Raw genomic sequence first — 25,857 nt, 5'->3', positions numbered from 1 at the left:
TTTTTTATATAAAAGCGCTTTTGATTAACGTTAGATTACAAAAAAATGATACTATACACATTTATATCCGTCAATAAATAACTAATTTCTAATCACAAATCCTATATTTATGCATCTATTGATCAATTTCGCTTTCCATTTTTTAATTTTCAAAAAATTTGCATTTAATCTCACAAAAAAACCTTCTTACGAAAATTATTGTTAAATTCCGTAAGAAGGTCTCATATTTATAAATTGAAAATTATGCTGTTGTTACTGTTGGTGATTTTCTTAGTAAACCATAAATCACACCAGAAACGATTGCACCAATAGCGATGAATGCTAAGTACAAGACTGGATGACTTAACAAGAATACAACGAAAATCCCACCATGAGGAGCAAGTAATTTGATACCGAAAGCACCAACTAAACCACCTGTTAAAGCAGAGCCAATAATGAAACTTGGAATGGCGCGGATCGGATCAGCTGCTGCAAACGGGATCGATCCTTCTGTTACAAAGGACAAGCCCATCACAATATTCGTTAGACCAGCATCTTGATCTGTTTTACTAAATTTATTTTTAAATAAACGAGTAGCAACAAAAATTGCTAATGGTGGAACCATCCCACCAGCCATAACAGAAGCCATCACGACACTACCGCCAGTCGCAACAGTTGTTGCTAGCGTAGCTGTACCGAAAACATAAGCCGCTTTATTAATTGGTCCACCTAAGTCAGCAGCCATCATTCCTGCAAGTAAAGCTCCAAGTAACGCAGCGTTTGAACCGCTCATGCTTGTTAAAAATCCGTTCAATGCATCATTGATTGCTTTCATCGGTACATTAACCAACAACATCAAGAAACCGGTAATCAACAACCCAAACACGGGATAAAAGAGAATCGTTTTGATTCCGTCTAATGATTTAGGTAATTTCTTGAATAGTTTGCGCAAGAACACAATGACATATCCAGCTAAGAAACCGCCGATCAAAGCTCCTAAGAAGCCTGCACCGCCAGTATTAGCTAATGCACCAGCAGCAAAACCAACAATCAAACCAGGGCGATCCCCGATACTTGAAGCAATAAATCCAGCAAGAACTGGTAACATGAAACCAAAAGCAGCTTGACCGATTTGGTTGAACCAGCTGGCAATTTGATTATAATTCCCAAGGTTTGCAAGCTGATCTTGTGGTACACCCATAAATTGGTCTACCATGAAAGAAAGAGCAATTGCAATCCCACCGCCAATAACAAACGGTAGCATATGAGAAACACCATTCATCAAATCTTTATAGATTCGTTGACCGACGGTTCCTTCTGCATTTCCTTCATCAGAACCAGTATCTTTCCCTTGTCCATGATAAACTGGTGCAGTACCGCTTAAAGCAAGATTGATCAGTTCTTCTGGCTTACGAATCCCGTCGCTAACCGGACGATTGACAAGTTCTTTCCCGTCAAAACGATCCATGGCAACTTTTTTATCTGCAGCTACGATTACACCATCCGCACGAGCGATGTCTTCAGCTGTCAATAAGTTTTTAACGCCTTCTGATCCGTTTGTTTCAACTTTGATCTCTACGCCCATTTCTTTCGCTTTTTTCTTCAAAGCATCTTCCGCCATATAAGTGTGGGCGATTCCTGTTGGACAAGCAGTTACTGCAATAACAAACTTGCTCTTAGGATCAACGGTTGCAGCTTCAGCTTGTTTTGCCTGTTCTGCTTTTTCTTCCGCAGCTTTTTGATCTTCCGCTGTTTGGAATAATTCTTGTACAGCTTCTGGTGAATCTGCTTCTTTTAATTTTGCAACAAAATCTGGATCCACTAAAAGGCGGGATAAAGCAGCTAACGCTTGTAAGTGTGTATCATTTGCGCCTTCTGGAGCTGCGATCATAAAGAATAGGTAAGTCGGCTGACCATCTAATGCCTCATAATCGACCCCTTTGTTACTTTTAGCAAATAGTACGGTTGCTTCTTTTACTGCTGCATTTTTTGCATGAGGCATCGCAATGCCGTCACCTAGTCCGGTAGAAGTTTGCGCTTCTCGTGCTAAAATCCCCTCTTTATAGGTTTCAATATCTGAGATTCTTCCGGCAGCAAACATTTTTTGGACCATTTCATCAATTGCGCCTTTTTTATCAGTTGCTTGTAGGTCCATGATCATTGCATCTTTGATCATTAAATCTTTGATATTCATGATAATCCTCCTGAAAACGAATCTATTTTTGTTATCTCAACTTCTGGTAACAGTTCATCAATCAATGCTCTAGAAGCTAAATCATCAGAAAATGCTGTCGCACTTCCACAAGCGACTCCCCATTTAAATGCTTCCACTGGATCTTGATTTTTGCTATAAGCACCAATAAATCCAGCAATCATTGAATCTCCTGCACCAACCGAGTTTTTTAACGGGCGAACTAATACGTTTGATCGGTAAGCACCTTCATTAGTAAATAACAAGGCACCATCTCCCGCCATTGATATCAAGACATTTTGTGCCCCTTCAGCTAATAGTTTCTTACCATATGGCAAAATCTCTTCCACACGATCAAAGTGTGTCTGATATAATTCGGCTAATTCATGGTTATTAGGTTTGATCAACAATGGTCTTTTAGCAAGAGAATTTTTTAGATCATCCCCAGTTGTATCAATCACAAAGTCTGCTTCTTTTTCACGAATGATCTCAATCAATTCTTGATAGAACCCTTTTCTTAAGCTGGCAGGAGTACTACCAGATAAGACAACGATGTCCCCTTTGTTTACAACACTTAGCGCTTGCTTGAATGATTGGATTTCTTCATCTGAGATCGTTGGGCCTAAACCATTGATCTCCGTTTCAGAATCAGATTTTAATTTGATATTGATCCGAGTATCTGATTGAACTGTTGTAAAAGAAGTTTGGATTGTTTCTTTTTCCAACCACTCTGCGATAAAGTTTCCTGTAAAGCCTCCTAAAAAGCCAAGGGCTGTCGAATCAGAGTCAATTCTTTTCAAAATTCGAGAAACATTGATCCCTTTTCCGCCAGGAACTTTAAAGTCTTCTTTCATTCGATTCAATTCCCCGATTTTTAACCCATCGACACGTACGATAAAGTCAATCGACGGATTTAATGTTACTGTATAAATCATTGTATAGCTGCCTCCTTGATAGTTGTCCGTTCCCGATAATCGGCAACAAATTCCAATGGACAACGTTCGGTTACGATCGTAGCTGCTTCTAAAGGTGCCACAGAAGTGAAACTAAGCTTGTTGAACTTAGAATGGTCAATCAGGACGAAACTTTCTTCCGCATTTGCCATTGCTAGACGTTTCACGGCTGCTTCTTCCGGATCTGGCGTTGTAAATCCACGGTTCAAGTCAACACCGTTCATTCCCATAAACACTTTATTAAAATAGAAATTTTTTAACTGGCTGATTGTACTATTTCCTAGTACAGCATTTGTTGATAATTTAACTTGTCCACCTAATATGATGGTGGGAAGTTGCAAATCAACCAAACTAGCTGCATGTTTCACTGAATTAGTTACTACCGTTACCTTTTTCTCTTGCAAATATGGGATCATTTCTAACGTCGTGGACCCAGCATCTAAATAAATAACGTCATCGTCATTGATTAATTGAGCTGCTAATCGAGCGATTGTTTGTTTTTCTTGAACGTTTTTGAGCGTTTTTTCACTCATATTCTGTTCAAACCCTAAAAGTTGCCCTTTTTTCGCGCCACCATGGATTCTTTCTAACAGACCATCATTCTCCAACTCTTGCAAATCACGTCTAATCGTTGATTCAGAAGCGTTTAGAAGTGTTACTAAATCTTGAGATTTCACTATTTTATTTTGTTCTAACAAGTGTAGTATTTTTTGTCTGCGCTCTTCTGTAAGCATTTCCACGATCACCTCACGACATATAGTAGCATAATTCTTTTTATTAATCAATAAAAATCATCCAAAAACATTCATAGACAATCTAAAACATTCAAAAAAGAGTCTGAACTTTCAACTGGTCCAGACTCTTGATTGGTTGTAAAGAAGTACGAACGGTATTCGCTGTACGATTCTTCCACAACCTTTTATATGCTTTATTTTCTATGCACTAAATAATAGTACCTTCCTAATCCAATGAACATAATGATAAAGCCCAAAATTGATCGTACAGGGATGTTTGGAAGAAAGAACATCAAAAAAGCTACAAATGCTGTAGGTAACATGACCCGATAATATAAGTGTTTATCCATGTGATCACCTCAAATTTTTTGTAATTTCGCAAATTTGTTTAACTTTGGATAATCATAGATTTCTACTCTAAGATGATTTACACCTTTTTTCACGTCAAAGCTTAAACGTCCTCGTCTTTTTCTTATTCGCTTAAACTGAATATCTGATAGTTTTTCGCGAATTTCATTCAATGGGAGCTGTGTCAAATTTTCAGTAGGTACGTATAATCGTAAAGTAACTAAATATTCTTGATATTTTTCATCGTCAACTGCGATCTCTAAATATTCTTTTATATAGTAGCAATAAGCTTCGATCCCATCATCTAAAGAAATACGGGGATCAATCACTTTGTAAAACATCATCTGCGCCCGCTGCTCATCTACCCAAGGAAAATAAGCTTGTGTATTCAACCGCCCTCTTACTCGCTTTTCGTGGTATTCATCGTTGACAAAATTATAACTTCGAGTAACGAAGAACGTCGCATCCTTTTTCTGAGTCGGTTGCATTCTTTCATTTTGGTATTGAACAGATTGAATACTTTGATCGGTATAAGCATACTCAATGTACGGGGCTTTCAAAAGCCCAACACCATTGTCCCAAGAAAGATGATCAAATCCCAATTGGTCGCGATAATAGGTCTGAAAATGTCGATTCGTTTCCTCAGCCCATTTGAAAGGGTCACGATATAATTGAATACAGATCACACCATTTTGTTTCTCTTTTACAAATTCCACTTGTTGGACATCTAAAAATACTTGTTTCGGAATGATGCGATAGTAGTAAGAGCTGTAATACATTTCCCAACAAGAAGTAAAGCATAATCCCTCGTGAGATAGATCGTAACCAGGCAATTGATTACAATCAATCACAACCGCTCCCGATCGTTCTCTCATCTTTGGCAACTTATCAATAGCTTCTTGTGTTTCAAACTTCAACCGTTCTTCAATTTCTTTAATATTATGATACTTAAATTCATTGTATGAACGTAAGTAAGCAAATACGCCATTTTTATCCATTTTAAGCTGGATATAATCTCTGATCACCGATTCATGTTGTAAGAAAATATTCTTCTCCAAAATATTCTTAATGATCAATTGTTGACCATCAAAATGAAAACGACACTCATTCCTTTCATTTTTTACAGTCAGCCAACCAAATGCGAACTGAGATTCCTGCATTGCTTCCTTTTTAAAGGTTGTCCATTCAAATATTCGTGCTGTCTGACGAGAAGTCTGAAAAAACGAGGGACTAAACATCATCCGAATAAAAAAGAACCAATCTTCCAATTCATTTTCTCTTTGACTTTGATTCAAATCGGTTAATTGAATCGTCATTAATAATTGTTGTTCTTCCACTATACTCTCACTCCTTTCAAAGTATTTTATAATTAAATTATAACCAAGCATAAGAAAAAACTAAAATTTAACGACTTCCAATTATTTTAGTAACTATCCATGGTAGAATAGAAACAAATAATCAAAGAGGTGAATAATTTGGGGCTTAAATTTGAACGTACAGATAATCTTGATAAATTATTTGAATCCTTTGCTGTTGATCCAGAAAAAACAGTTACTTCAAAAGAAGAAATCGATCGCTTTTTGAAACCAAAAAATGACGAAAAAAAAGAACAGACAAAAAAATAGAAAAAAACTAGTAGCAAGCGAATGTTCTCCTCTTTGAGTCCTTCGTCTGCTACTAGTTTTTTATTCTGAAATTGCTTCTTCAATTGCCTGCCAAGCTTCTTCTTTTCCTTGCTTTGTGACAGAAGAAAATAAAATAAACTGATCATTATTATCAAAATCCAACGCTTTTTTGATTTCACTTTCATGCTTGTTCCATTTTCCTCGTGGTATCTTATCCGCTTTAGTCGCTACGACAATCACTGGAATATCGTAATATTTCAAAAATTCATACATCTGGATATCCTCTTGGGAAGGTTTGTGACGTAAATCGACTAAAGAAACGACTGCTCGCAACTGCTCTCTGGTCGTAATATATGTTTCGATCATTTTACCCCATTTTGCACGTTCAGTCTTTGATACTTTGGCATAACCATAACCAGGGACATCGACAAAGTGTAACGCATTTTCAATCAAATAAAAATTCAATGTTTGGGTCTTACCTGGTTTTCCCGAAGTGCGAGCTAAATTCTTTCGGTCAATCAACGTATTGATAAAAGAAGACTTTCCGACATTTGAACGCCCTGCTAAAGCAATTTCTGGTAAATCAGATTCTGGGTATTGTTTTGGTGCAACTGCACTAATCACTATTTCTGCTTGATGTACTTTCATAAAATCTCTCCTAAAAAAGGTCGTTGAAGAAGAAAGGAACTCTATCGAGATGAGAGAAGACTGTTTAATATCACTTTATTAAACAATCTCTGATATACGAAGAGTCGCTTCTTAAACGCCGTGTAACAGGTTGCGATAAGCATGAATTGATTCGTTCCTTAAAGAAAAAAATCTCGAAACAGCTTCTCATGTTTTGAGGTTTTTTGATTTCATTCTAAGATTCAACGATCGAAAAACTGCAGTTGATTGCGGAAAGTACGTTTTTACATAAACGAAAGTCAGCTTCCCTATTTGTCGATTTTGAGTAATCACAACGTTGAATCGCCTGCTGTCAATAGAATGCCTTAATCATTAATCAATAGTTCGATAAAAAGACAAAGCTGCCGCAAAAGCAATAACTAACTTTCACGACAGCACTCCAGCTTCTATCTGCTTTTATCCCGCTTTTTTCTCAGAATCTTTATAAACGACAGTCGGTTCTCCTGTTAATTCAGCAGCTTCTTTCGTAATGATCACTTTTTCGATATTCTCATTAGATGGGATGTCAAACATAATATCCATCATGATTTCTTCGATGATCGAACGTAGTCCACGTGCCCCAGTATTTCGGGCAATTGCTTTTTCAGCGATTGCTGTTAATGCCTCTGGTTCAAATTCTAATTCCGTATTATCCAAAGCAAGTAATTTTTGGTATTGTTTGACCAAAGCATTCTTTGGCTCTGTCAAAATACGCACAAGATCTTCTGTCGTTAATTTTTCAAGTGCTGCCATTACTGGTAATCGACCAATAAATTCAGGAATCAAACCAAATTTCAATAGATCTTCTGGAATGATTTCTTGCATGACACTTTCGCCATCTGCTAATTTTTGATTTTTAGTCCCGAAACCGATTGTCTTTTCTCCTAGACGATTTTTAACAATTGTTTCAATCCCATCAAACGCACCACCTACGATAAACAAAACATTTGTCGTATCGATTTGGATAAATTCTTGATGAGGATGCTTCCGACCGCCTTGAGGAGGAACGCTGGCAACTGTTCCTTCTAAAATCTTCAATAAGGCTTGTTGGACACCTTCACCTGAAACATCTCGAGTAATTGAAACATTTTCGCTTTTACGAGCAATTTTATCGATTTCGTCAATGTAGATGATCCCTTTTTCAGCTCGTTCCACATTGTAATCAGCTGATTGCAATAATTTCAATAGGATGTTTTCGACGTCTTCCCCAACATAACCAGCTTCAGTTAAACTGGTTGCATCAGCGATCGCAAAAGGTACATTTAACGTTTTAGCTAATGTTTGTGCCAAGAAAGTTTTCCCTGACCCAGTAGGACCGATCAAGCAGATATTACTTTTTTGCAGTTCAACATCATCTGCATCTTCTTGGGATTGTTGATTAACACGCTTATAGTGATTGTATACTGCTACAGCTAATGAACGTTTCGCACGATCTTGACCAATCACATAATTATTTAAGACTTCCAAAATTTCTAATGGTTTTGGTACTTCTGTGAATTCACGTACCGCTTCTTCATAAAATTCTTCATCAATGATTTCTTTGCATAGGTCAATACATTCATTACAGATGTAGACCCCTGGACCAGCCACGATTTTTTTTACTTCTTCTTGTGTTTTCCCGCAAAAAGAACAACGTACGGTCTCATTGCCACTTGGATTATCATACATGGTCTTCACCCCTTAACTTGCATCATAAATGCAAGAAACTATCACAGACTTTACAGTCTTTTACTATCATACCATAATTCAAAAAAAAGCAAAAGCACTAAACAAAAACCAAAAATCGAAAATATGCAAAAAGAGGAAACCTCTCAGTTTCCTCTTTGATAAAATGCAATAAAAGATGATTATTTTGCTTCAGTAGCAGTTCCAGTAATCAAATCAATTGCTTTTTTCATTGTCACATCATGTTCCAACATATCTTCTGTTAACACTCGTTTGATTTGTTCGATTGGCATGTTGTATGTCTCAGATAATTCTTGGATTTCAGCGTTGATTTCTTCTTCTGTTGCTGCTAGTCCTTCTGCTTTAGCGATAGCTTCGATTACAAGATTTGTTTTTGTGCGTACTTCTGCTTCGCCTTCAAATTGTTTGTGCAAGTCTTCTTCTGTAGAACCAGTTAATTGGTAGTACATGTCAGGAGAGATTCCTTGACGTTGCATGTTGTTCAAAAATTCATCCATTGAACGGTGTACTTCATCGTGAACCATCACGTGTGGCAGATCAACGATTTCTGCATTTTCAACAGCTAAGCGGATTGCAGCTTCATCTTTTGCGTCTTCTGCTTCTTTTTCTTTTGCTTCTGTCAATTCTTTTAGATATTTTTCTTTCAATTCAGCTAATGTAGAAACTTCATCATCTACATCTTTTGCAAATTCGTCATCTAATTCAGGTACTTCTTTAGCTTTTACTTCATGAACCGTTACTTTGAACACTGCTTCTTTACCAGCAAGGTCTTCTGCTTGATAGTCTTCTGGGAAAGTAACTGTTACATCTAAGCTTTCACCTGATTTTTTACCGATCAATTGATCTTCAAAGCCAGGAATGAATGAACCAGAGCCTAGTTCTAGTGAATAGTTTTCACCTTTTCCGCCATCGAATGCTTCGCCATCAACAAAGCCTTCAAAGTCAATCACTACAGTATCGCCATTTTCTGCTGGAGCATCTTCTTTGATTACTAATTCTGCTTGAGCTTCTTGTTCACGTTTGATACGTTCTTCCACATCCGCTTCAGTAACTTCACGATCTTGTTTTTCAACAACTAAATCTTTATATTGACCTAATTTCACTTCAGGTTTAACTGTTACTTCAGCAGTGATCACCCAATCTTGCCCTTTTTCCATGCTTTCAACATCGATTTGAGGTTGTGATACAGGTTCGATACCTGCTTCTTTAACTGCTGCTTCATAGCTTTCAGGTAAGACAGCATTCAATGCGTCTTCATAAAGAGCTTCTTCTCCGTACATACGGTTGAATACTTGGCGTGAAACTTTCCCTTTACGGAACCCTGGTACGTTCAAGTTTCCTTTAACTTTATTAAACGCAGCTGTCAATCCTTTTTGAATTTCATCTTGCGCAATCGTAAATTTTAAAACACCATCGTTTGTGCCTTTTTTTTCAAATGTTGCAGTCATTTAGTTCCCTCCGAGTTTAGAAAATTCATTTTATACATCAAAAACGTTTCATGCATACCCTTAAATAGTACACTAACCCTTTCAAATTGTAAACATATTGAATGGTTAGAATCCACGTTTTTCATGACTTTTTTATCTGATAAGTGTCAACGGTCACTTTGAAAGAGTAGCATTTCCCTTAAAATATTTCCCCTTTTTTCTAGGAAATCTGCTTCCTCTGCTTCTGTTTGTCTATTATTATAGTTTGGATCATACATGCTAAGTGTATCAGCAAACCATTTTTGGGGATCACCGACATATGTATCATAAACAGGATAAAGAAGAGCGGATTGCATCATAAATTCTTCTTTTAGCACTGTACTAAGATAGGCATCTTGATCTTCATAAGCTTCTGCTAATCGCATTAATTGTTCATAAGCCTTCTGCTTTTCTGGTTTTGGTAATGTTGCAGGTATGACTTCTATAAACGTCTGATCCATCGTTAAATAAACAACTGGCTGGTGTTTCTTCACTTGCACGAGTGACTCTAACATTTTTGCTCGCACTAATAAGTGGATCTCTGGTAAGATAATCATTTTTTTGATTGTTTGTACCAATTCATGATAAGGCAACTCTTCAATCTCAGAAACAACCAAAAGTTGTTCTGCAGGTGGCATTGTCGGCATTTTTTCAACACTAAGATGAATCTTACGTATTTTTTGACGGTCATTTTGACTCGTGAAATTTTCTGCTTGTTGGATCTTCTCTACCATGAGTTGCTCAAATAAATCAGAAAAATCATAGCTGGCAATTAACTTGCGAGCATAAAGATAATCTTTTGTTTGGATCAGCAGATCAAAATAAAAAGCTGCCACTTTTTCATCTGTCAGGTAGTCATTTTCATAAGGAAACGCCTGATTCAGCGCTTCTTTTTTTTCATCTAGCTCAACTAAGCAAAGGACAAGTAGACGATTCGCCTCAAATGTTCCTTTAAGCTCCAATGCTCGTTGTAAAAATGTCTTTGCTTGTAAATATTGATGATCAGCTAATGCTTGTTGCGCTAGACGCATAAGATTTTCGTATTTATCAGGAAAATCAATCGGCTCCAATGTTCGTTCTCCCTTCGACTCTTTGCCAGTAAAATCATGAATAAAACTATAGTATCAAACATAAAAAAACATGACAATCTTTTTTAGATTGCCATGTTGAAAAAATAAAATGAATCAAGCATTAATTTCTTGATTAAAGGCTTTGACTAGATTTAGCGTGACTACACTCGTATTTGAAAAATAATCACCAATATGCTGTTTTCTTTGATTAAAGATTGTCGGTAAATAGCCAACAAAAAGTAATGGGAATTTCAAAATGAACCGACAAGCGCCTTCTCTCACCAGCACTGTTGTCCAACTCAAATCTGATTCATTAAAGCAAATCACACGAATCCCAAAAATCATTTTTCCAATCGTTTGACCATGATTTAATTTCGTGAATAAAATAAAATAACCAAGGTAAATCAGCAAAGCAGCAAAACCATAAATACTTAAATAAGAATCGGATACTTTTAACCAGTCTAAATTAGCCGCTGATCCAATGGTCAACCGTGTGATTGAGCCAATACAAATCAGATCCACAATAAAAGCGAAAAATCTTATCCAAAATCCTGCATAAAAATATTTAGGAAAGTCATTTACATTGATTTTTTCCTCTTTATCTTCGGTATACTGTTGCCATTGTTGTTGCTTTACTTTGATTTCACTTTCAGATAGTGGTTTTTCTTTAAAAGATTGAAGTACTTTTTGAGAAAAGCCTGGATCTGGACCCACAGCAGGACGATCTGCCTTGTTATGTGAAGTTAAATCTTCTGGTTGCTTCGTCATGCTTACTCACCTCCGTAATAATACATTGCCTTTGGTGATTGAACAGTTCCTTGATTTTCTAAGAAAGACAAGATTTGACTTGTTTCAGAAGCTTTTAAGCCTTGAAGCTGAGCAAGTTTCGAACCGAACCATGTGTTTGCAAAACCAGTAGTATTCGTTTCATATTCTACTAACTGAGCGTTTTCTAAATGTTGCTCACTTCTCATCGCTTTTAACGCGTCTTGTGGATACCCAATTTCATCCACTAATCCGACTGCTTTCGCCTGTTCTCCATCATAAATACGACCATCCGCAATTTTTCGGACTTCTTCTTCTGATTGATTTCGTCCAGTACTGACTACTTTGACAAATCGATTGTAGGCATTATCGATATAAGTTTGTAAGACTTTTTGATCTTCTGGCGTTTGTGGTCTAGTACTTGAACCCATATCTTTCAATGCACCACTTTTTACCGTCGTATCCTCGATTCCTAATTTTTCTAAAAGTCCAGAATAATTAAGACCTGACATGATGACACCAATGGACCCAGTGACTGTTTCCTCTGTTGCATAGATTTTATCTGCTTGGGCTGAGATATAATATCCGCCACTAGCAGCTGTATTTTTCATACTGACATACATTGGAATATTTCGTTCATTTCGGATATCACTGATTGTCTTAGCTATTTCTGCACTTTCATAAACACCACCACCAGGAGAATTGACTTCTAACATCATCCCTTTGATCGTTTTATCTTCTTTTATAGCATTTAATTGCTCCATAAACTTAGCGTGATTGTATCCTTCTGTTGCAAACAAACCTGATGTTCCATCACTAGTGATCGTCCCATCAACAGTCAATTTTACGATTTTTTCTGAACTATCTCCTTCTTCCAGAACCGTGGGCGATAATTCATTAGTGCCATATAATAAGCTATTCAAACCACTCATTTGCTTTTCTTCTTTTGAATTTGACGTCAGGCTAGATGATACCAACGAAACAACCAATAAGCCTGCCGCAATCAACACTGCTATCCAACGCTTTTTATTCATACTCTCCATCGCTTAATATAAATTTTTGATAACGATCACTGTTTCTTTTTCTCCAGTTGCATTCATTTTTTCTGCTTTTTCGACTAATGTAAATCCATTGAACTTCTCTTTTGTCCACTCATCTTCTACTACGAATTGTTGCGCTTCTCCAATAGTCAACGCATCAGGCGCAATTTCTTGGATACTATCCCAACCAGTATCTAAAAAGATTTTGGTTTCATCATCCACTGTATTTACTTTTTCAAGTTCGGCCAACTGTTTTTTTAGCATGCCTAATGTCAAGACCGCGATATTTGATGCCATTTTTCATCCTCCTTCTTTTACTTACTCTCATATTGTACCGAAGTCTGCAAAAAGATGATAGTTAAAACTTCATTTCGATCCTCCCGCCACAACCATATAGACCAATTTTATTTTTTCTCTTTTTTATTGACAAACATCACACAACAACGTTATCATTTAAGAAGTTTCCAGAAAAATACTAAAAAGGAGTTTAGATATACCATTCTCATTTTAAGGAATAGCGCCTGGTCTGTAGTTACAGATGACGAGGAAAGGGTTTATCGAAATATTCGGCGGATGACCCTAGGGACTGCACTCTATAGGATCGATCAAAACCTATCTGTGAAGATAGAACAAAAATCGATTCCAGCAGCTGGAAACTTTCATAATGATTATATTATAGAAAGTAGGATGTTTTTTATGTGTGGAATTGTCGGAATGATTGGATTTGAAAACGTAACACCAGGATTGATCAATGGTTTAGAAAAATTAGAATATCGGGGATACGATTCGGCTGGAATCTTTGTTGCGAATGACGAAAATGATTTTTTGGTCAAAGCACAAGGTAGAATTCAGAACCTAAAGGATAAGCTAACAAACGAAACAGCAGGAACAATCGGAATCGGTCACACTCGTTGGGCAACTCATGGCGAACCTTCTCAAAAAAATGCGCACCCTCACACTTCTCAAAGCGGACGTTTTGTTCTTGTCCATAACGGTGTAATTGAAAACTTTGCTGAATTAAAAAATGATTATTTAGAAACGGATCAATTTTCAGGGGAAACGGATACTGAGATCATTGCTCATCTTATTGAATTTTTTGCAAATGAAGGACTGGATACAAAATCTGCCTTTGTCAAAACACTTCAATTAATCAAAGGTTCTTATGCTTTCGCATTAATTGATCGTACTCTGCCAGATCAAATTTTTGTTGCTAAAAACAAAAGCCCTCTCTTGATTGGTCTGGGAGACGGATTCAATGTTATCGCCAGCGATGCAATGGCTATGCTGGCTTATACGAAAGAATTTGTTGAAATTGAAGATGGCGAATTAGTGATCGTCACTAAAAATGAGATTTCAATCGAAACGATCTCAGGTCAACCAGTTGAACGAACTTCTTTTGAAGCACAAATTGATGCAGCTGATATTGAAAAGGGCACTTATCCTTACTACATGTTGAAAGAAATCGATGAACAACCGATCGTTATGCGAAAGATTGCCCAAACTTACGTGAACCATGAGAATGAAGTACTGATGGACAAACAACTTTTAGAAACAGCTAAAAACAGTGACCGTATCTACATTGTTGCTTGTGGAACGAGTTACCATGCTGGCTTAGTTGGAAAACCTATTTTAGAACAATTAACCCGTATTCCTGTGGAAGTCCACCTTGCAAGTGAATTTGGTTATAATTTGCCTTTACTTTCAGAGAAACCATTTTTTATTTTCTTAAGCCAAAGTGGAGAAACAGCAGACAGTCGACAAGTACTCGTGAAAATGAATGAATTGAATTACCCATCATTGACGATCACTAATGTACCCGGCTCTACTTTATCAAGGGAAGCTTCTTACACTCTTTTACTACATGCTGGACCTGAAATCGCCGTGGCTTCAACAAAAGCTTATACTGCTCAAATCGCTGTTTTAGCTGCACTTGCTAAAGGAATTGGTCATGAAAAAAATCTTTCTTCAGCTAGAGAATTCGATCTAACGCACGAGCTTAGTATCGTAGCGAATGGCATGGAAGAACTAATTTCTCAAAAGGACTACTTACAGGAGTTAGCATCTGACTATCTAATGGATGCAAGAAACGCTTTTTATATTGGACGTGGAACAGATTATGCTGTCTCTTTAGAGGCTGCATTGAAGTTAAAAGAAATCAGTTATATCCAAGCAGAAGGTTTCGCAGCTGGGGAATTAAAACATGGTACGATCGCGCTGATTGAAACGAACACACCGGTTATCGGGATGATCAGCGAAGAGATAACAGGTGCACACACGAGAGGAAATCTAAAAGAAGTGGAAAGTCGTGGAGCAAAAACTTTGGTTATGGCTACAAAAGGCTTAGATCGACCAGGTGACCAATTAGTATTGCCTGTTGTTCATCCTTTACTCACTTCATTAATCACAGTGATTCCTACACAATTGATTGCCTACTATGCGACCTTGCTAAGAGGTCTTGATGTTGATAAACCGAGAAATTTGGCAAAATCAGTGACCGTTGAATAGGAAAAAGGTTAAAAAAATATAGCATGTATCACCATGAAAAAAGCCAAAAAACAATGAAATTTAGTTTTCATTGCCTTTTTGGCTTTTTTGTGTAGTCATCAATCAGTTCGAAAATGACTTTTTATTGTTTTAACCTATTTTGCATCGAGTCCCCCATCTAAAGGAGCTAAGCATTAGTTCCGGGCTGTTTTGCTTGATGGCTCTTTTTTTGTCTCATGTAAGATAACAGGATTGTTACACTCACTATGGTTAGCCCCAGTAGTTGTAGCAATGGACTAACTTTATTATCCGTAGCTGGTAACTGTTTACTCACCTTTTTAGCAGTATTCTTATTCACTTTTGCTTCCTCTTTTCCTTTATTAATCGCTCCATTATTTTTTGTTTCGGTTTCTTTTGCCACAGGTGGTTTTTCCGTTGATTCTTTTTCTATCTCTTCCTCTAAAGGAGGAACCGTCTCATGTTTTTTGCTTGTCTGCACAATGATTTTATTACTTTCTTCCGAGAGATCCCCTTCTTTGTTTTTCGATTTAACTACATAAGAATATTTCGTATTTTCCTGTAAATCTTTATCAGTATATAGTGAGGTTTCCCCCGCTACTTCTCCTACCAATACATTGTTTCGGTAAACTTGATAGCTCATGATTTCCTTCGATTCATTAGGTGCGTCCCACATTAAAGCCACTTCATGTTCTGTGACACGGGCTGATCTCAGTTTAGTAGGGGGCAACGGGCGACTCACCTCAATTGTCATTTTCGTTCTTGCTTTCACTGCACTACTCGCTTCTGATAGATTACCAGCTTGATCAACCGCTCTGATTTTATAGGTATAAGTGGTAGCCTCCATCAAGCCTGTATCTATGTAGGATAATTCCGTACCAGACAGTGTTTGGATTAACTGATCATCTCGATAGACGTGATAACCAGTGACACCCACATCATCGATTGCTGCTTCCCACGACAAGCTGACACTGTTAGTTGTTACATCATCGATTCGTAAATTCAAAGGGGGCGTAGGAGGAGTCAGATCTTCTGCTGATTTTGTCCTAGCCGTTACCGCATTACTTGCTTCTGATAGATTCCCTGATGGATCAACAGCTTTGACTATATAGGTATAGGTGGTATCTTCCATCAACCCTGTATCTATGTAGGTTAAGTCCGTACCAGTTAGCGTTTGAACCAACTGATCATCTCGATAAACGTTATAACTAGCTACATCAACATTATCGATTGCTTCTTGCCATGACAAGCTGACACTGTTAGTTGTTACATCATCGATTCGCAAGTTCAAAGGAGCTGCAGGAGGAAGAATTTCTTCTGTTGGTTTTGTCCTAGCCGTTACTGTATTACTCATTTCTGATATGTTTCCTGCCTGATCAACTGCTCTTACTTGATATGTATACATCGTATCTTCCATTAATCCTATATCCGTGTATGCTACTTCCTCCGCACCAATAACCCCTTGAATTAACTGATTGTCTCGATAAATGATATAACCGATTACGTCAATGCTATTTGTCGCTGATTCCCACGATAAGCTGACACTATCAGTTGTTACACTAGTGACTTTTAAATTCAAAGGCACTGCAGGTGGGCTGCTACTCGCCAGTTTTGTCCTAGCCGTCACTGCATTACTCGCTACTGATACATTCTCCGCTTGATCAACTGCTCTCACTTCATACGTATAGGTAGTATCTTCCGTTAATCCATTGTCGGTATAGGCGAGGTCTGCACCGGTTACTGTTTGAATCAGTTGATTGTCTCGATAAACCAAATAACCCATTACGCCTACGTTGTCTGTTGCAGCTTCCCAAGACAAGCTAACACTATCACTTGAAACGTCGTTGACTTTCAGATTTTTAGGATTGGTAGGAGCTTCCAAATCTAATGCAGTGGCTTGAACGTTATCAAAATATGCTGTCCCGTTTCCACTAGACGCAAAACGGATAATATATGTATTTTCACCTTCCGGAGTCGTAAAGCTAAATTCATGTTGTTTCCAAGCATCATTATAATGTCTCTCATCCTTCAACGAAATAAACCCTTCCCCATGATTAAGCGTGCCAAATTCCACAATTGCTGGAAACGAAGGGTCTCCAATCACATAATAAGTGAATTGATAGGTCGTTTTCGGTTTTAACTGAACATATTGCAGGATATTCTCTCCATTTGATGCCATTACATAATGATTGCCACTTTCATCTGTCACAAGTGCAGGATTGTTACTTCCAGGATTGGAAACGATCCAGTGATTCAACCCATCATTAAATTCACCATTTTTTATAATCACCTCTTCTGCTAGTTGATAAGAGGGTGCATAAGATGGATCAACCGCTACTACAATGACCGGTTTTACAAATAGAAAAACAATCATCATCAATCGAATCAGTTTTTTGAAAATTTTCATATTTACCCCCTCTAAATTAGTTGTTTCGCAAGTTAGTTTAATCTATTCAGAGATAAAAAAAGCCCTTTTTTTTCGTATAATTAGAAATTAAAGTTCTATCATAACAACTTTTAACGGAGAATATTCTAAACCCAACGCTAATTTTATACAAAAAAGTAGTTATCTTGGAACAATCATTTGACAGCAACCCAAATTTGTTTTCCTACAGACAAAAAAACTGTTATTCACAAAAACAAGAAAACATTTTTGTAAATAACAGTCGATTACTATTAAAATGAGAAAAATTTTAGTTCTTATTCTTCAAGTCCGATCTCTTCTCGAACAACTGCAGCAATCTTATCCACGTAATATGCTACTTTTTCATCCGTTGGCGCTTCAGCCATGACACGTAATAATGGTTCAGTTCCAGAAGGACGAACTAAAATTCTTCCTTCACCAGCCATCTCAGCCTCAGTTTCTTCAATCACTTTTTTGATCGCTGGAACTTCCATTGCACCATTTTTGTTGCTTACTCGGATATTTACTAATTTTTGTGGGTAGATCGTCACTTCGCTCGCTAACTCGGATAATTTCTTCCCAGTTTGCTTCATGATATTCAGTAATTGGATTCCTGATAGCATTCCATCACCTGTAGTATTAAAGTCAAGGAAGACCATATGACCAGATTGTTCTCCACCAAAATTATAATCATTTTTTCGCATTTCTTCTACAACATAGCGGTCACCAACCTGAGTAACTACGTCCTTCAAGCCAATTTCTTCCACCGCTTTATGGAATCCTAAATTACTCATGACCGTTGTAACGATCGTATCTTTTTTCAAACGATTTTTCTTTGAAAGGTATTTCGCACAAATGAACATGATTTTATCACCATCAACGATGTTCCCAAGTTCATCCACTGCAATAATTCGATCCCCATCACCATCAAATGCTAAACCGGCATCGGCGCCTTTTTCAACAACCATTTCAGCTAACTTTTCAGGGTGTGTTGAACCAACACCATCGTTAATATTTAAGCCATTAGGGCTGGTACCCATCGTATAAAAATCTGTTTCTAAGTCTGCGAATAAACGGTTGACAGAAGTTGCTGTCGCCCCATTTGCCGCATCGACACAAACGGTTAGGCCTGATAGATCCCCATTGATCGTTTGCACTAAGAATTGAGAATATTTTAATAAGCCTTCTGGAAATTCTTCTACTGTTCCTAATCCCTCTGCTGAAGGACGTGGCAATTCGTCCACTTCGGCATCAAGCAATGCTTCAATTTCTAATTCTTGTTCATCCACTAATTTAAACCCATCAGCACCAAAAAATTTGATTCCATTATCTTGTGCAGGATTATGTGAAGCAGAAATCATCACGCCGGCATTGGCTTTTTGCAATCTTGTTAAATAAGCAACTCCTGGTGTGGAAATGACGCCAAGTTGAAATACTTCAATACCAACTGATAACAAACCAGAAATTAAGGCTTCTTCTAGCATTTGCCCAGAGATTCTGGTATCACGCCCAACTAAAACCCGTGGACGTTTCCCTTCTGTTTCATGTTGGCTTAATACATATCCGCCACATCTACCTAACTTAAACGCTAATTCTGGTGTCAATTCTTTATTGGCTTCGCCACGGACACCATCCGTTCCAAAATATTTACCCATAATTGTAAATTTGCTCCTTTAACTTAATTTTCCGAAGAATACGTTTGACTCTCTTGTGTACTTTGCATAGTGGATTCACTCGAATCTGTACTTTCAGAAGTTTGCTTGCTTTCTGTCTGGACACTAGAAAGTGACGTGCTCGATGTAGTCGACTTTGTCGTTGACGTTGTTGAGTCATTCCTTTTAGTCGAACTTTGATTTTTATCGACTGAAGAATCACTAGTTGTCGATTCCAGCACTGGTGTTATCTCAACTTTAACCGATTTAGGCGAGACGCTCATTCCTTGTTCAATAGGAATCTGAATCGTCCTAGTCGTTCGATGAGTAATTCCTGATATGTCGATAGGCACAGCGATACTATCCCCTATTTGAGCAAGTTGTTCCGTCGTCCCTGTGACTTCAGCCTCTAATTCGGAAAACTTGAAATTATAGTTCTTAATTCCTTCGCCTTTTGTCCCTTGTTGAATACCATATAGGCTAACCGTTTTTTTCGGTTTGATTGCATCTGACGTGACGTTGACTTGCACTGGATCAGAAACAATACTCAACGGCTCACCAGCTGAATTTAACGCTTGTACAGATACATTACTATTCACACCATCGTCCGTTATCATTGACGGGTTGACTTTTGCAACCACTTGATGAATTTCCGCTAAAGTCTTATCTCCAGTGGTGATCGTGACCTTCGTCGGATCGACGGTTGTTTCAGTTAAATTATAACCAGAAGGCGTCGTCTCTGTTGGCAGAATAGCCTTAACTTCAAAGTCTTTGGTCACTTTCTTTTCAATTGTAACCGTGATCGTTTCCGGTTGCAACTTAGCGGTGACAGCGCTGCTTAGATTTTTGATTTTCAATGGCACTTCGTGGGTTCCTTCACCTAGATGTGCTAAGTCTGCGGTGACCCTAAAGGTACGGGTGTCTTCATTTGCCTCAGCCATCAACTGGATACGATTCGCACTAGCCAATTTGACAGTAGTAGTGTTTTCGTAACCATGGATATAATACTTATCGGTATCATATAAAAGTTGGATCGAAACATCAGAAGCTGTCTGCGAATAGGACTCGTTTCCAGATAATGTGTTTTGCATCGTTTGACCATTCGCATTGAAATAAAGAATGATACTAAACAATAACGCAACAAACCCATACAGAATACTCGTACGCTTTTCTTTTGAGATCATTTCCGATCCCCTCCCTTAGTCATTGCGTCCAAGAAAGATTGAAGCCCATTCTTTTTGTTTTTATTTTTTTCTTCTACAATTAGTTGTTTTCGTAAGATCGATAAATACTCTTCTTGCGATAACCCTGGTATCAATTGATTGTCTAAAGTGATACTTACATCTCCTGTTTCTTCCGAGACCACGATAGTTATTGCATCGCTGACCTCACTAATACCGACAGCAGCTCGGTGACGTGTTCCAAATTCTTTTGGAATCAACATACTTTCTGATAAAGGTAAATAGGCACTGGCAACTGCAATTTTTCCATTTTTGACAATAACTGCCCCGTCATGCAGCGGCGTATTGGGGATAAAGATATTAATGAGTAACTCACCAGTAATATCTGCATCCAATGCGATGCCTGTCTCAATATACTCATCTAAACCAGTATGACGCTCGATCGTAATCAGAGCACCAATCTTACGTTTCGACATATATTGAATAGCTTTATCAAAGGATAGGATCATCTTCTCGTCTTCTTGCTGTTCGCTTTTCGTTTGTTTGAATAACGAACTTCTTCCCAGATGTTCTAACCCACGACGAATCTCTGGTTGGAAGATGACGATTGCTGCAATCACACCATAAGTTATGACTTGGTTCATCAGCCATGACAGCGTGTGTAGCCCAATCAACTCAGCCGCAATTCGAATCACGATAAAGATGGCAACGCCTTTGAGCAATTGGATCGCTTTCGTCCCTCTTAGTAGCTGGATCAGTTTGTAAACCAAATACCATACGACTAAAATATCCAGTATGTTTACCAAAAAATTCAGAGAAAATAAGTCACCGGAAAACATTTGTTGCCAATACTCTAAATTAAAAAGTTCCCCGATTTGAAATGACATAAAAAGCCTCTCTTCTCTTTTGAGATTTCCCTTTAAGTATATCATATGTTTGGAAATATGAGACGATTCTGCCTATTTTTTTCAAGAAAATTACATAAATTATTCGATCGATTTTTCCGTCCTTTAAATTGTTTGCTTATCATTCACTAAATGAGATAGTTGGACCACTGAACGAAACCTCAAAACATCATTTTCGACGAGCTGCACGTTCTGCTCTTTTAGCAGCTCTTCTGGCTGCTGCTTCATCATCGATCTTACGTTCTTTTTTTCTCTTTTTCGTTTCGACTTCCTCTTCTTTTACAATCGGATCAGACGGTTCTAGTTTTTCTTTAATTTTATCAAGCTGTCCAGTGAGTGAAGCATAATTGTAAAAACGAGTTTTTGCATCTAGAACCGTTTTTTCAAACAATTTTTCAGCTAATTGAGGGTTGGCACTTTCTAGTGAAGAAAACCGGACTTGCTTACGCATAAAATCACCCATTGTTGAAAAGTCTGGTTTTTTGTAATCCAAAATCATCGGAACCTTCCCTTTTTCAATTAAACTTGGATTATAACGATAGAGGGACCAATAGCCTGATGAAACAGCTTCTTTGGCTTCTTTAATCGATTCTTTCATGCCACCCAACAGACCATGGGTGATACAAGGCGTATACGCAATGATTAGTGATGGCCCTGGGTATTTCTCTGCTTCTTCAAACGCCTTGATTGTTTGCATTTGATTGGCACCAGAAGCAATTTGAGCGACATAGACGTTCCCATAAGTCATTGCCATCATTCCTAAATCTTTCTTCGACGCATATTTCCCACTTGCGGAGAATTTTGCAATAGCTGACGTTGGCGTTGCTTTAGAGGTTTGCCCCCCAGTATTAGAATAAACTTCATTATCCAATACTAGGATATTCACATCTGCCCCACTAGCCAATACATGATCGATACCACCAAAGCCAATATCATAAGCCCAACCATCTCCGCCAATAATCCATTGACTGTTTTTGACAAAAATATCTTTGTGCTCAAGAATGGATTCCAATTCTGGGACTTGCTGTACTTCCGCTACCATCGCAGCCTGAAGTTTAGCTGCTCGTTGTTGTGTTCCTTCGCTATCGAATAAATGGTTGAGCCAGTCCTCCATCAACAGTCGAAGCGCACTCGATACTTTTGGCATGATTTCACGAACAGATTGCGCTAAAGCTTCACGACGGGTTTGAGCAGCTAGTAACATACCATAGCCAAATTCAGCATTATCTTCTAATAAGGAATTAGACCAAGCTGGACCTTGCCCACAAGCATTTGTTGTGAACGGTGATGCTGGCGAAGCTCCTCCCCATATTGAAGAACAGCCGGTTGCATTAGCGATCATCATTCGGTCTCCGAACATTTGGGTCAAAAGTTTCACATATGGCGTTTCACCGCAACCCGAGCAAGCACCTGAAAATTCAAGCAACGGTTGGTTAAATTGGGTAGCCATTACCGTATTTTTTCCTTTCATAGGGTTTTCTTTCTGTCTCAATGTCATTGCAAACGCCCAATTGACCGCTTGTTCTTTTTGTTCCTCGTAAGGTTTCATCACTAACGCTTTTCCTTTGGCTGGACAAGCCTCCACACATAATCCACATCCTGTACAGTCCTCCACGGAAACTTGGATACGATATTTTAACCCGTCAGGTCCTCTCATATCACGAACGATAAATCCTTCAGGCGCTTCAGTCAGCTCTTCTTCATCAGCTAAGAATGGGCGGATGGCTGCGTGCGGACATACAAATGCGCACTCATTGCACATCGTACAACGGTCACTGATCCATTCAGGGACTTCTAGGGCTACACCTCGTTTTTCCAGCGCTGCTGTTCCTAATGGCATCTCGCCAGTTGTCATCTGGTTGGCTACTAAAGTACCTACTGACAGTTGATTTCCTTCTTGAGCATTGATTGGCGTAAAAATCTCTTTTACGTAACGTGATGTTGTCTCTTCTTTTTTGCTAGGTAGTTCTAATGATTGCCAATGTTTGGGGATTTCAACTCTATGGAGAAGTTCAAGGGTATGATCAATCGCTTGGTTATTTTTTTCTACGATTTTCATTGATTTATGACCATAGCTTTTAAGCACTTCTTCTTTCAAGAGCGGAATCACTTCTTCAATAGGAATAATGTTTGCTAATTTGAAAAAAACCGTTTGCATGGCAGTGTTAATACGACGACCTAATCCAACTTCTTGAGCAATTTTCATCGCATTGATCGTATAAAATTGAATCTCATTTTCTGCCAAATATTTTTTTAGACGAATAGGCAGATGCGTTTCTAACTGCTCATCTGTCCATAAAGTATTCAATAAAAATGTGCCACCTTTTTTCAACCCTTTAACTAAATCATAGCTGTGCAAGTAAGCAGGCGTATGACAAGCGACAAAATCAGCATGTTCAACTAAATAAGTAGAACGAATTGGCGTGTTTCCAAAACGGAGATGGGAAATCGTCAATCCACCTGATTTTTTTGAATCATAGTAAAAATAGCCTTGGGCGTATTTGTCTGTATGATCGCCAATGATTTTAATAGCAGATTTATTTGCACCGACTGTCCCGTCAGAACCAAAACCCCAAAACTTAGCTTGATAAGTTTCAGCATCCGTTAAATCCAATGTTGGTCTTGGTGCCAAAGAATGATAGGTAACATCATCCACTATCCCGATTGTAAATCGTTTTTTCATTTGTTCATCTTTTTGCAACTCGTCAAAAACGCTGATGATTTGATCTGGTGTCACATCTTTTGATCCTAATCCATACCGCCCACCAATTATTTTAGGACAGATTGTTGCATCATAAAGTGCACTTTGAACATCTAGCAGTAATGGTTCCCCACCAGCTCCTGGTTCTTTGCTTCGATCTAATACGGCAATTGACTGTGTAGTTTTAGGAAGTTTTTGCAACAATGTTTCAATTGGGAATGGGCGATAAAGATGGATATTCAAGAAACCGACTTTACGGCCATTTTTATTCAAATAATCGACTGTCTGCTCAATCGTTTGCGCTACCGACCCCATCGAAATGATGACTTCTGTCGCGTCGGCAGCACCATGATAAGTGACTAAATCATAGGAAGTTCCACGTAATTCATTGATTGCTTGCATGTATTTTTGTACGATGCGAGGTAATTGTTCGTAATACGAATTGATCGTTTCTCTTTGCTGAAAATGAATATCTGGATTTTGATTCGTTCCACTAACAGTTGGGTGGTTAGGGTTCATCGCTCTGTTTCTAAACGCAGCAAGTTTCTCTTGATTGATTAACGATGCTAACTCGTCATATTCTAGCACTTCAATTTTTTGGATTTCATGGCTCGTACGAAAACCATCAAAAAAATTCAAGAATGGCAGCTCTGCTTCAATCGAAGCCAAATGTGCTACGGGTGCTAAGTCCATAACTTCTTGCACACTGCTTTCTGCAAGCATCGCAAATCCAGTCGATCGAGCAGCCATGACATCCCCATGATCCCCAAAGATATTTAACGCATTCGTCGTGACTGCACGACTTGCGACATGAAATACGCTTGGTAGTAATTCACCAGCGATTTTATACATATTGGGTATCATCAACAACAATCCTTGAGAAGCTGTATAAGTCGTTGTCAGCGCTCCTGTTTTGAGCGAACCATGCACAACACCAGCCGCTCCTGCTTCAGATTGCATTTCAACCACTTTAACTGGTTGTCCAAAAAGATTTTTCTTCCCACTAGCAGACCATTGATCCACTAATTCTGCCATCGTTGAGCTGGGCGTAATGGGATAGATTGCAGCTAATTCTGTAAAAGCATAAGAAATATAAGCGGCAGCTGTATTTCCGTCCATTGTTTTCATTTTTCGCATTTGTCATCATCCTTGTTCAAATTCTCTCAAATATCCAACCTATTATAACGCAAAAGCTCCTGAAAACCTACCTATTCTGTAAAAGTACTCACATGAGAAGATACATGCTTTATTAAACAAAAAACTAGTCTTTTTCCTGAAAAATGCTTAAAATGAATCTAAGAGGTGATTATACATGGATATATCTATCATTAAAGCAGATAAAACAAATACCGAAACTGGCATTCATTATGGAAACTTAGATGCTCCTAAGAAAATGGCTGAGTTTATCAATCTGGCTTGCCCTTATTGCCGTCAATGGTTCAACGAATCTTATGAATTACTCGAAGAAGCTGTAAGTAAAGGTCGTTTGCAACGGGAGATCAAACTTTTTGATAAAGAAAAAGAAAGTTTGCAACGTGGGAATGTGATGCATCATCATATTGATACATCAGACGGTCAAGTAGCTTTACGAGAAATCAAAAAAGTATTTGATTCGCAGGATGATTGGAAAAATCTTAGTCTAGCAGAAGTAGCAGATTATGCTCAAAATAAGTTAGGTCTAACTTACCAAGAAGAATCTCCTGCCTCTCAAGCAATTATAGCTGAGGCGAATGCTGCCAATATCCGTTTTGTTCCAACTGTTATTTTGGAAGATCATATTTTTGATGAATCGATCAAAAAAGAAGAGCTAATTGACTACATGAACGAGTAATAATCCTGACTATCACATGTACTTGTAATCATTATTGATCAGGATTGACACTATCGTTCCGACCCTAACAAGACCCAAGAACCCTAAAAATAGCCTAGCCTATTTTTAAGGTCCTTGGGTCATTTTTGATTGAGCGACTATCCAGATCTTAATTTAGA

The 25,857-nt window shown here is 38.1% G+C and carries 19 protein-coding genes; 3 read left to right on the top strand and 16 right to left on the bottom strand.

Annotated elements, in window-relative coordinates; all coding sequences use genetic code 11:
• Nucleotides 1–241 precede the first annotated feature (241 nt).
• The 4 genes from AB3I42_RS04035 to AB3I42_RS04020 all read right to left on the bottom strand — a co-directional run bounded on the left by AB3I42_RS04035 (nt 242) and on the right by AB3I42_RS04020 (nt 5,545).
• Nucleotides 242–2,173, bottom strand: a complete 1,932-nt coding sequence (locus AB3I42_RS04035; RefSeq protein ID WP_010737724.1) for a fructose-specific PTS transporter subunit EIIC — start codon at nt 2,171–2,173, stop codon at nt 242–244.
• Nucleotides 2,170–3,105, bottom strand: a complete 936-nt coding sequence (gene pfkB / locus AB3I42_RS04030) for a 1-phosphofructokinase (RefSeq protein ID WP_010718974.1) — start codon at nt 3,103–3,105, stop codon at nt 2,170–2,172. Before pfkB ends, AB3I42_RS04035 begins: the two co-directional genes overlap by 4 nt.
• Nucleotides 3,102–3,857, bottom strand: coding sequence for a DeoR/GlpR family DNA-binding transcription regulator (locus tag AB3I42_RS04025; protein WP_010737725.1), 756 nt, complete (start codon nt 3,855–3,857; stop codon nt 3,102–3,104). Before AB3I42_RS04025 ends, pfkB begins: the two co-directional genes overlap by 4 nt.
• A 359-nt stretch (nt 3,858–4,216) precedes the next feature.
• Entirely contained in the window at nt 4,217–5,545 is a 1,329-nt protein-coding gene (locus tag AB3I42_RS04020) for a hypothetical protein (protein ID WP_181914682.1), read from the bottom strand.
• 135 nt (nt 5,546–5,680) lie between these two features.
• Here AB3I42_RS04020 and AB3I42_RS04015 point away from each other — a divergent pair, with 135 nt between their 5' ends.
• Nucleotides 5,681–5,830 carry an SPJ_0845 family protein gene (locus AB3I42_RS04015; protein ID WP_181914443.1) on the top strand — a complete coding sequence of 50 codons (150 nt, stop codon included), beginning with the start codon at nt 5,681–5,683 and terminating at the stop codon, nt 5,828–5,830.
• A gap of 60 nt (nt 5,831–5,890) precedes the next feature.
• Here the strand turns inward: AB3I42_RS04015 and yihA are convergent, their stop codons facing one another.
• From yihA to AB3I42_RS03980, 7 genes are all read right to left on the bottom strand, one after another.
• Entirely contained in the window at nt 5,891–6,478 is a 588-nt protein-coding gene (gene yihA / locus AB3I42_RS04010) for a ribosome biogenesis GTP-binding protein YihA/YsxC (RefSeq protein WP_010718969.1), read from the bottom strand.
• A 435-nt stretch (nt 6,479–6,913) separates the two neighbouring features.
• On the bottom strand, nt 6,914–8,164 hold the full coding sequence (gene clpX, locus AB3I42_RS04005; protein ID WP_010718968.1) for an ATP-dependent Clp protease ATP-binding subunit ClpX: 1,251 nt from the start codon (nt 8,162–8,164) through the stop codon (nt 6,914–6,916).
• Between the two features lie 179 nt (nt 8,165–8,343).
• Entirely contained in the window at nt 8,344–9,630 is a 1,287-nt protein-coding gene (gene tig / locus AB3I42_RS04000) for a trigger factor (RefSeq protein ID WP_010718967.1), read from the bottom strand.
• Between the two features lie 146 nt (nt 9,631–9,776).
• Nucleotides 9,777–10,718, bottom strand: coding sequence for a hypothetical protein (locus AB3I42_RS03995; RefSeq protein ID WP_010737728.1), 942 nt, complete (start codon nt 10,716–10,718; stop codon nt 9,777–9,779).
• 114 nt (nt 10,719–10,832) lie between these two features.
• Nucleotides 10,833–11,486, bottom strand: coding sequence for an RDD family protein (locus tag AB3I42_RS03990; RefSeq protein ID WP_010737729.1), 654 nt, complete (start codon nt 11,484–11,486; stop codon nt 10,833–10,835).
• 2 nt (nt 11,487–11,488) lie between these two features.
• Complete coding sequence (sppA, locus tag AB3I42_RS03985) at nt 11,489–12,517, bottom strand: signal peptide peptidase SppA (RefSeq protein ID WP_010718964.1); 1,029 nt, start codon at nt 12,515–12,517, stop codon at nt 11,489–11,491.
• Nucleotides 12,518–12,529: 12 nt separating this feature from the next.
• Complete coding sequence (locus tag AB3I42_RS03980; protein ID WP_010737730.1) at nt 12,530–12,820, bottom strand: hypothetical protein; 291 nt, start codon at nt 12,818–12,820, stop codon at nt 12,530–12,532.
• A 399-nt stretch (nt 12,821–13,219) separates the two neighbouring features.
• On the opposite strand from AB3I42_RS03980, the gene glmS reads away from it, so the two are divergent.
• Entirely contained in the window at nt 13,220–15,028 is a 1,809-nt protein-coding gene (gene glmS / locus AB3I42_RS03975) for a glutamine--fructose-6-phosphate transaminase (isomerizing) (RefSeq protein ID WP_081123306.1), read from the top strand.
• Between the two features lie 166 nt (nt 15,029–15,194).
• On the opposite strand, the gene AB3I42_RS03970 is transcribed toward glmS, so the two are convergent.
• The 5 genes from AB3I42_RS03970 to nifJ all read right to left on the bottom strand — a co-directional run bounded on the left by AB3I42_RS03970 (nt 15,195) and on the right by nifJ (nt 25,005).
• Nucleotides 15,195–17,432 carry a fibronectin type III domain-containing protein gene (locus AB3I42_RS03970; RefSeq protein ID WP_368022290.1) on the bottom strand — a complete coding sequence of 746 codons (2,238 nt, stop codon included), beginning with the start codon at nt 17,430–17,432 and terminating at the stop codon, nt 15,195–15,197.
• 293 nt (nt 17,433–17,725) lie between these two features.
• Nucleotides 17,726–19,084: a phosphoglucosamine mutase gene (glmM, locus tag AB3I42_RS03965; RefSeq protein WP_010718960.1), complete on the bottom strand. Its 1,359-nt coding sequence runs from the start codon at nt 19,082–19,084 to the stop codon at nt 17,726–17,728.
• A gap of 23 nt (nt 19,085–19,107) precedes the next feature.
• The gene (locus AB3I42_RS03960; protein ID WP_010737734.1) at nt 19,108–20,265 is read right to left on the bottom strand and encodes a YbbR-like domain-containing protein; all 1,158 of its coding nucleotides are present in this window, start codon (nt 20,263–20,265) and stop codon (nt 19,108–19,110) included.
• On the bottom strand, nt 20,262–21,149 hold the full coding sequence (gene cdaA, locus AB3I42_RS03955) for a diadenylate cyclase CdaA (RefSeq protein ID WP_010737735.1): 888 nt from the start codon (nt 21,147–21,149) through the stop codon (nt 20,262–20,264). The genes AB3I42_RS03960 and cdaA overlap by 4 nt, the downstream gene beginning before the upstream one ends.
• 187 nt (nt 21,150–21,336) lie before the next feature.
• Entirely contained in the window at nt 21,337–25,005 is a 3,669-nt protein-coding gene (gene nifJ / locus AB3I42_RS03950; protein WP_368022289.1) for a pyruvate:ferredoxin (flavodoxin) oxidoreductase, read from the bottom strand.
• Nucleotides 25,006–25,180: 175 nt separating this feature from the next.
• Here nifJ and AB3I42_RS03945 point away from each other — a divergent pair, with 175 nt between their 5' ends.
• Nucleotides 25,181–25,699, top strand: coding sequence for a thioredoxin domain-containing protein (locus AB3I42_RS03945; protein WP_131773463.1), 519 nt, complete (start codon nt 25,181–25,183; stop codon nt 25,697–25,699).
• Nucleotides 25,700–25,857 lie beyond the last annotated feature (158 nt).

This window comes from Enterococcus sp. C53, assembly GCF_040887425.1.
Lineage (GTDB): Bacteria > Bacillota > Bacilli > Lactobacillales > Enterococcaceae > Enterococcus_B > Enterococcus_B hirae.
Note: the sequence above shows the minus strand (reverse complement) of the source record. Positions and strands in the feature narration are given on the sequence as shown.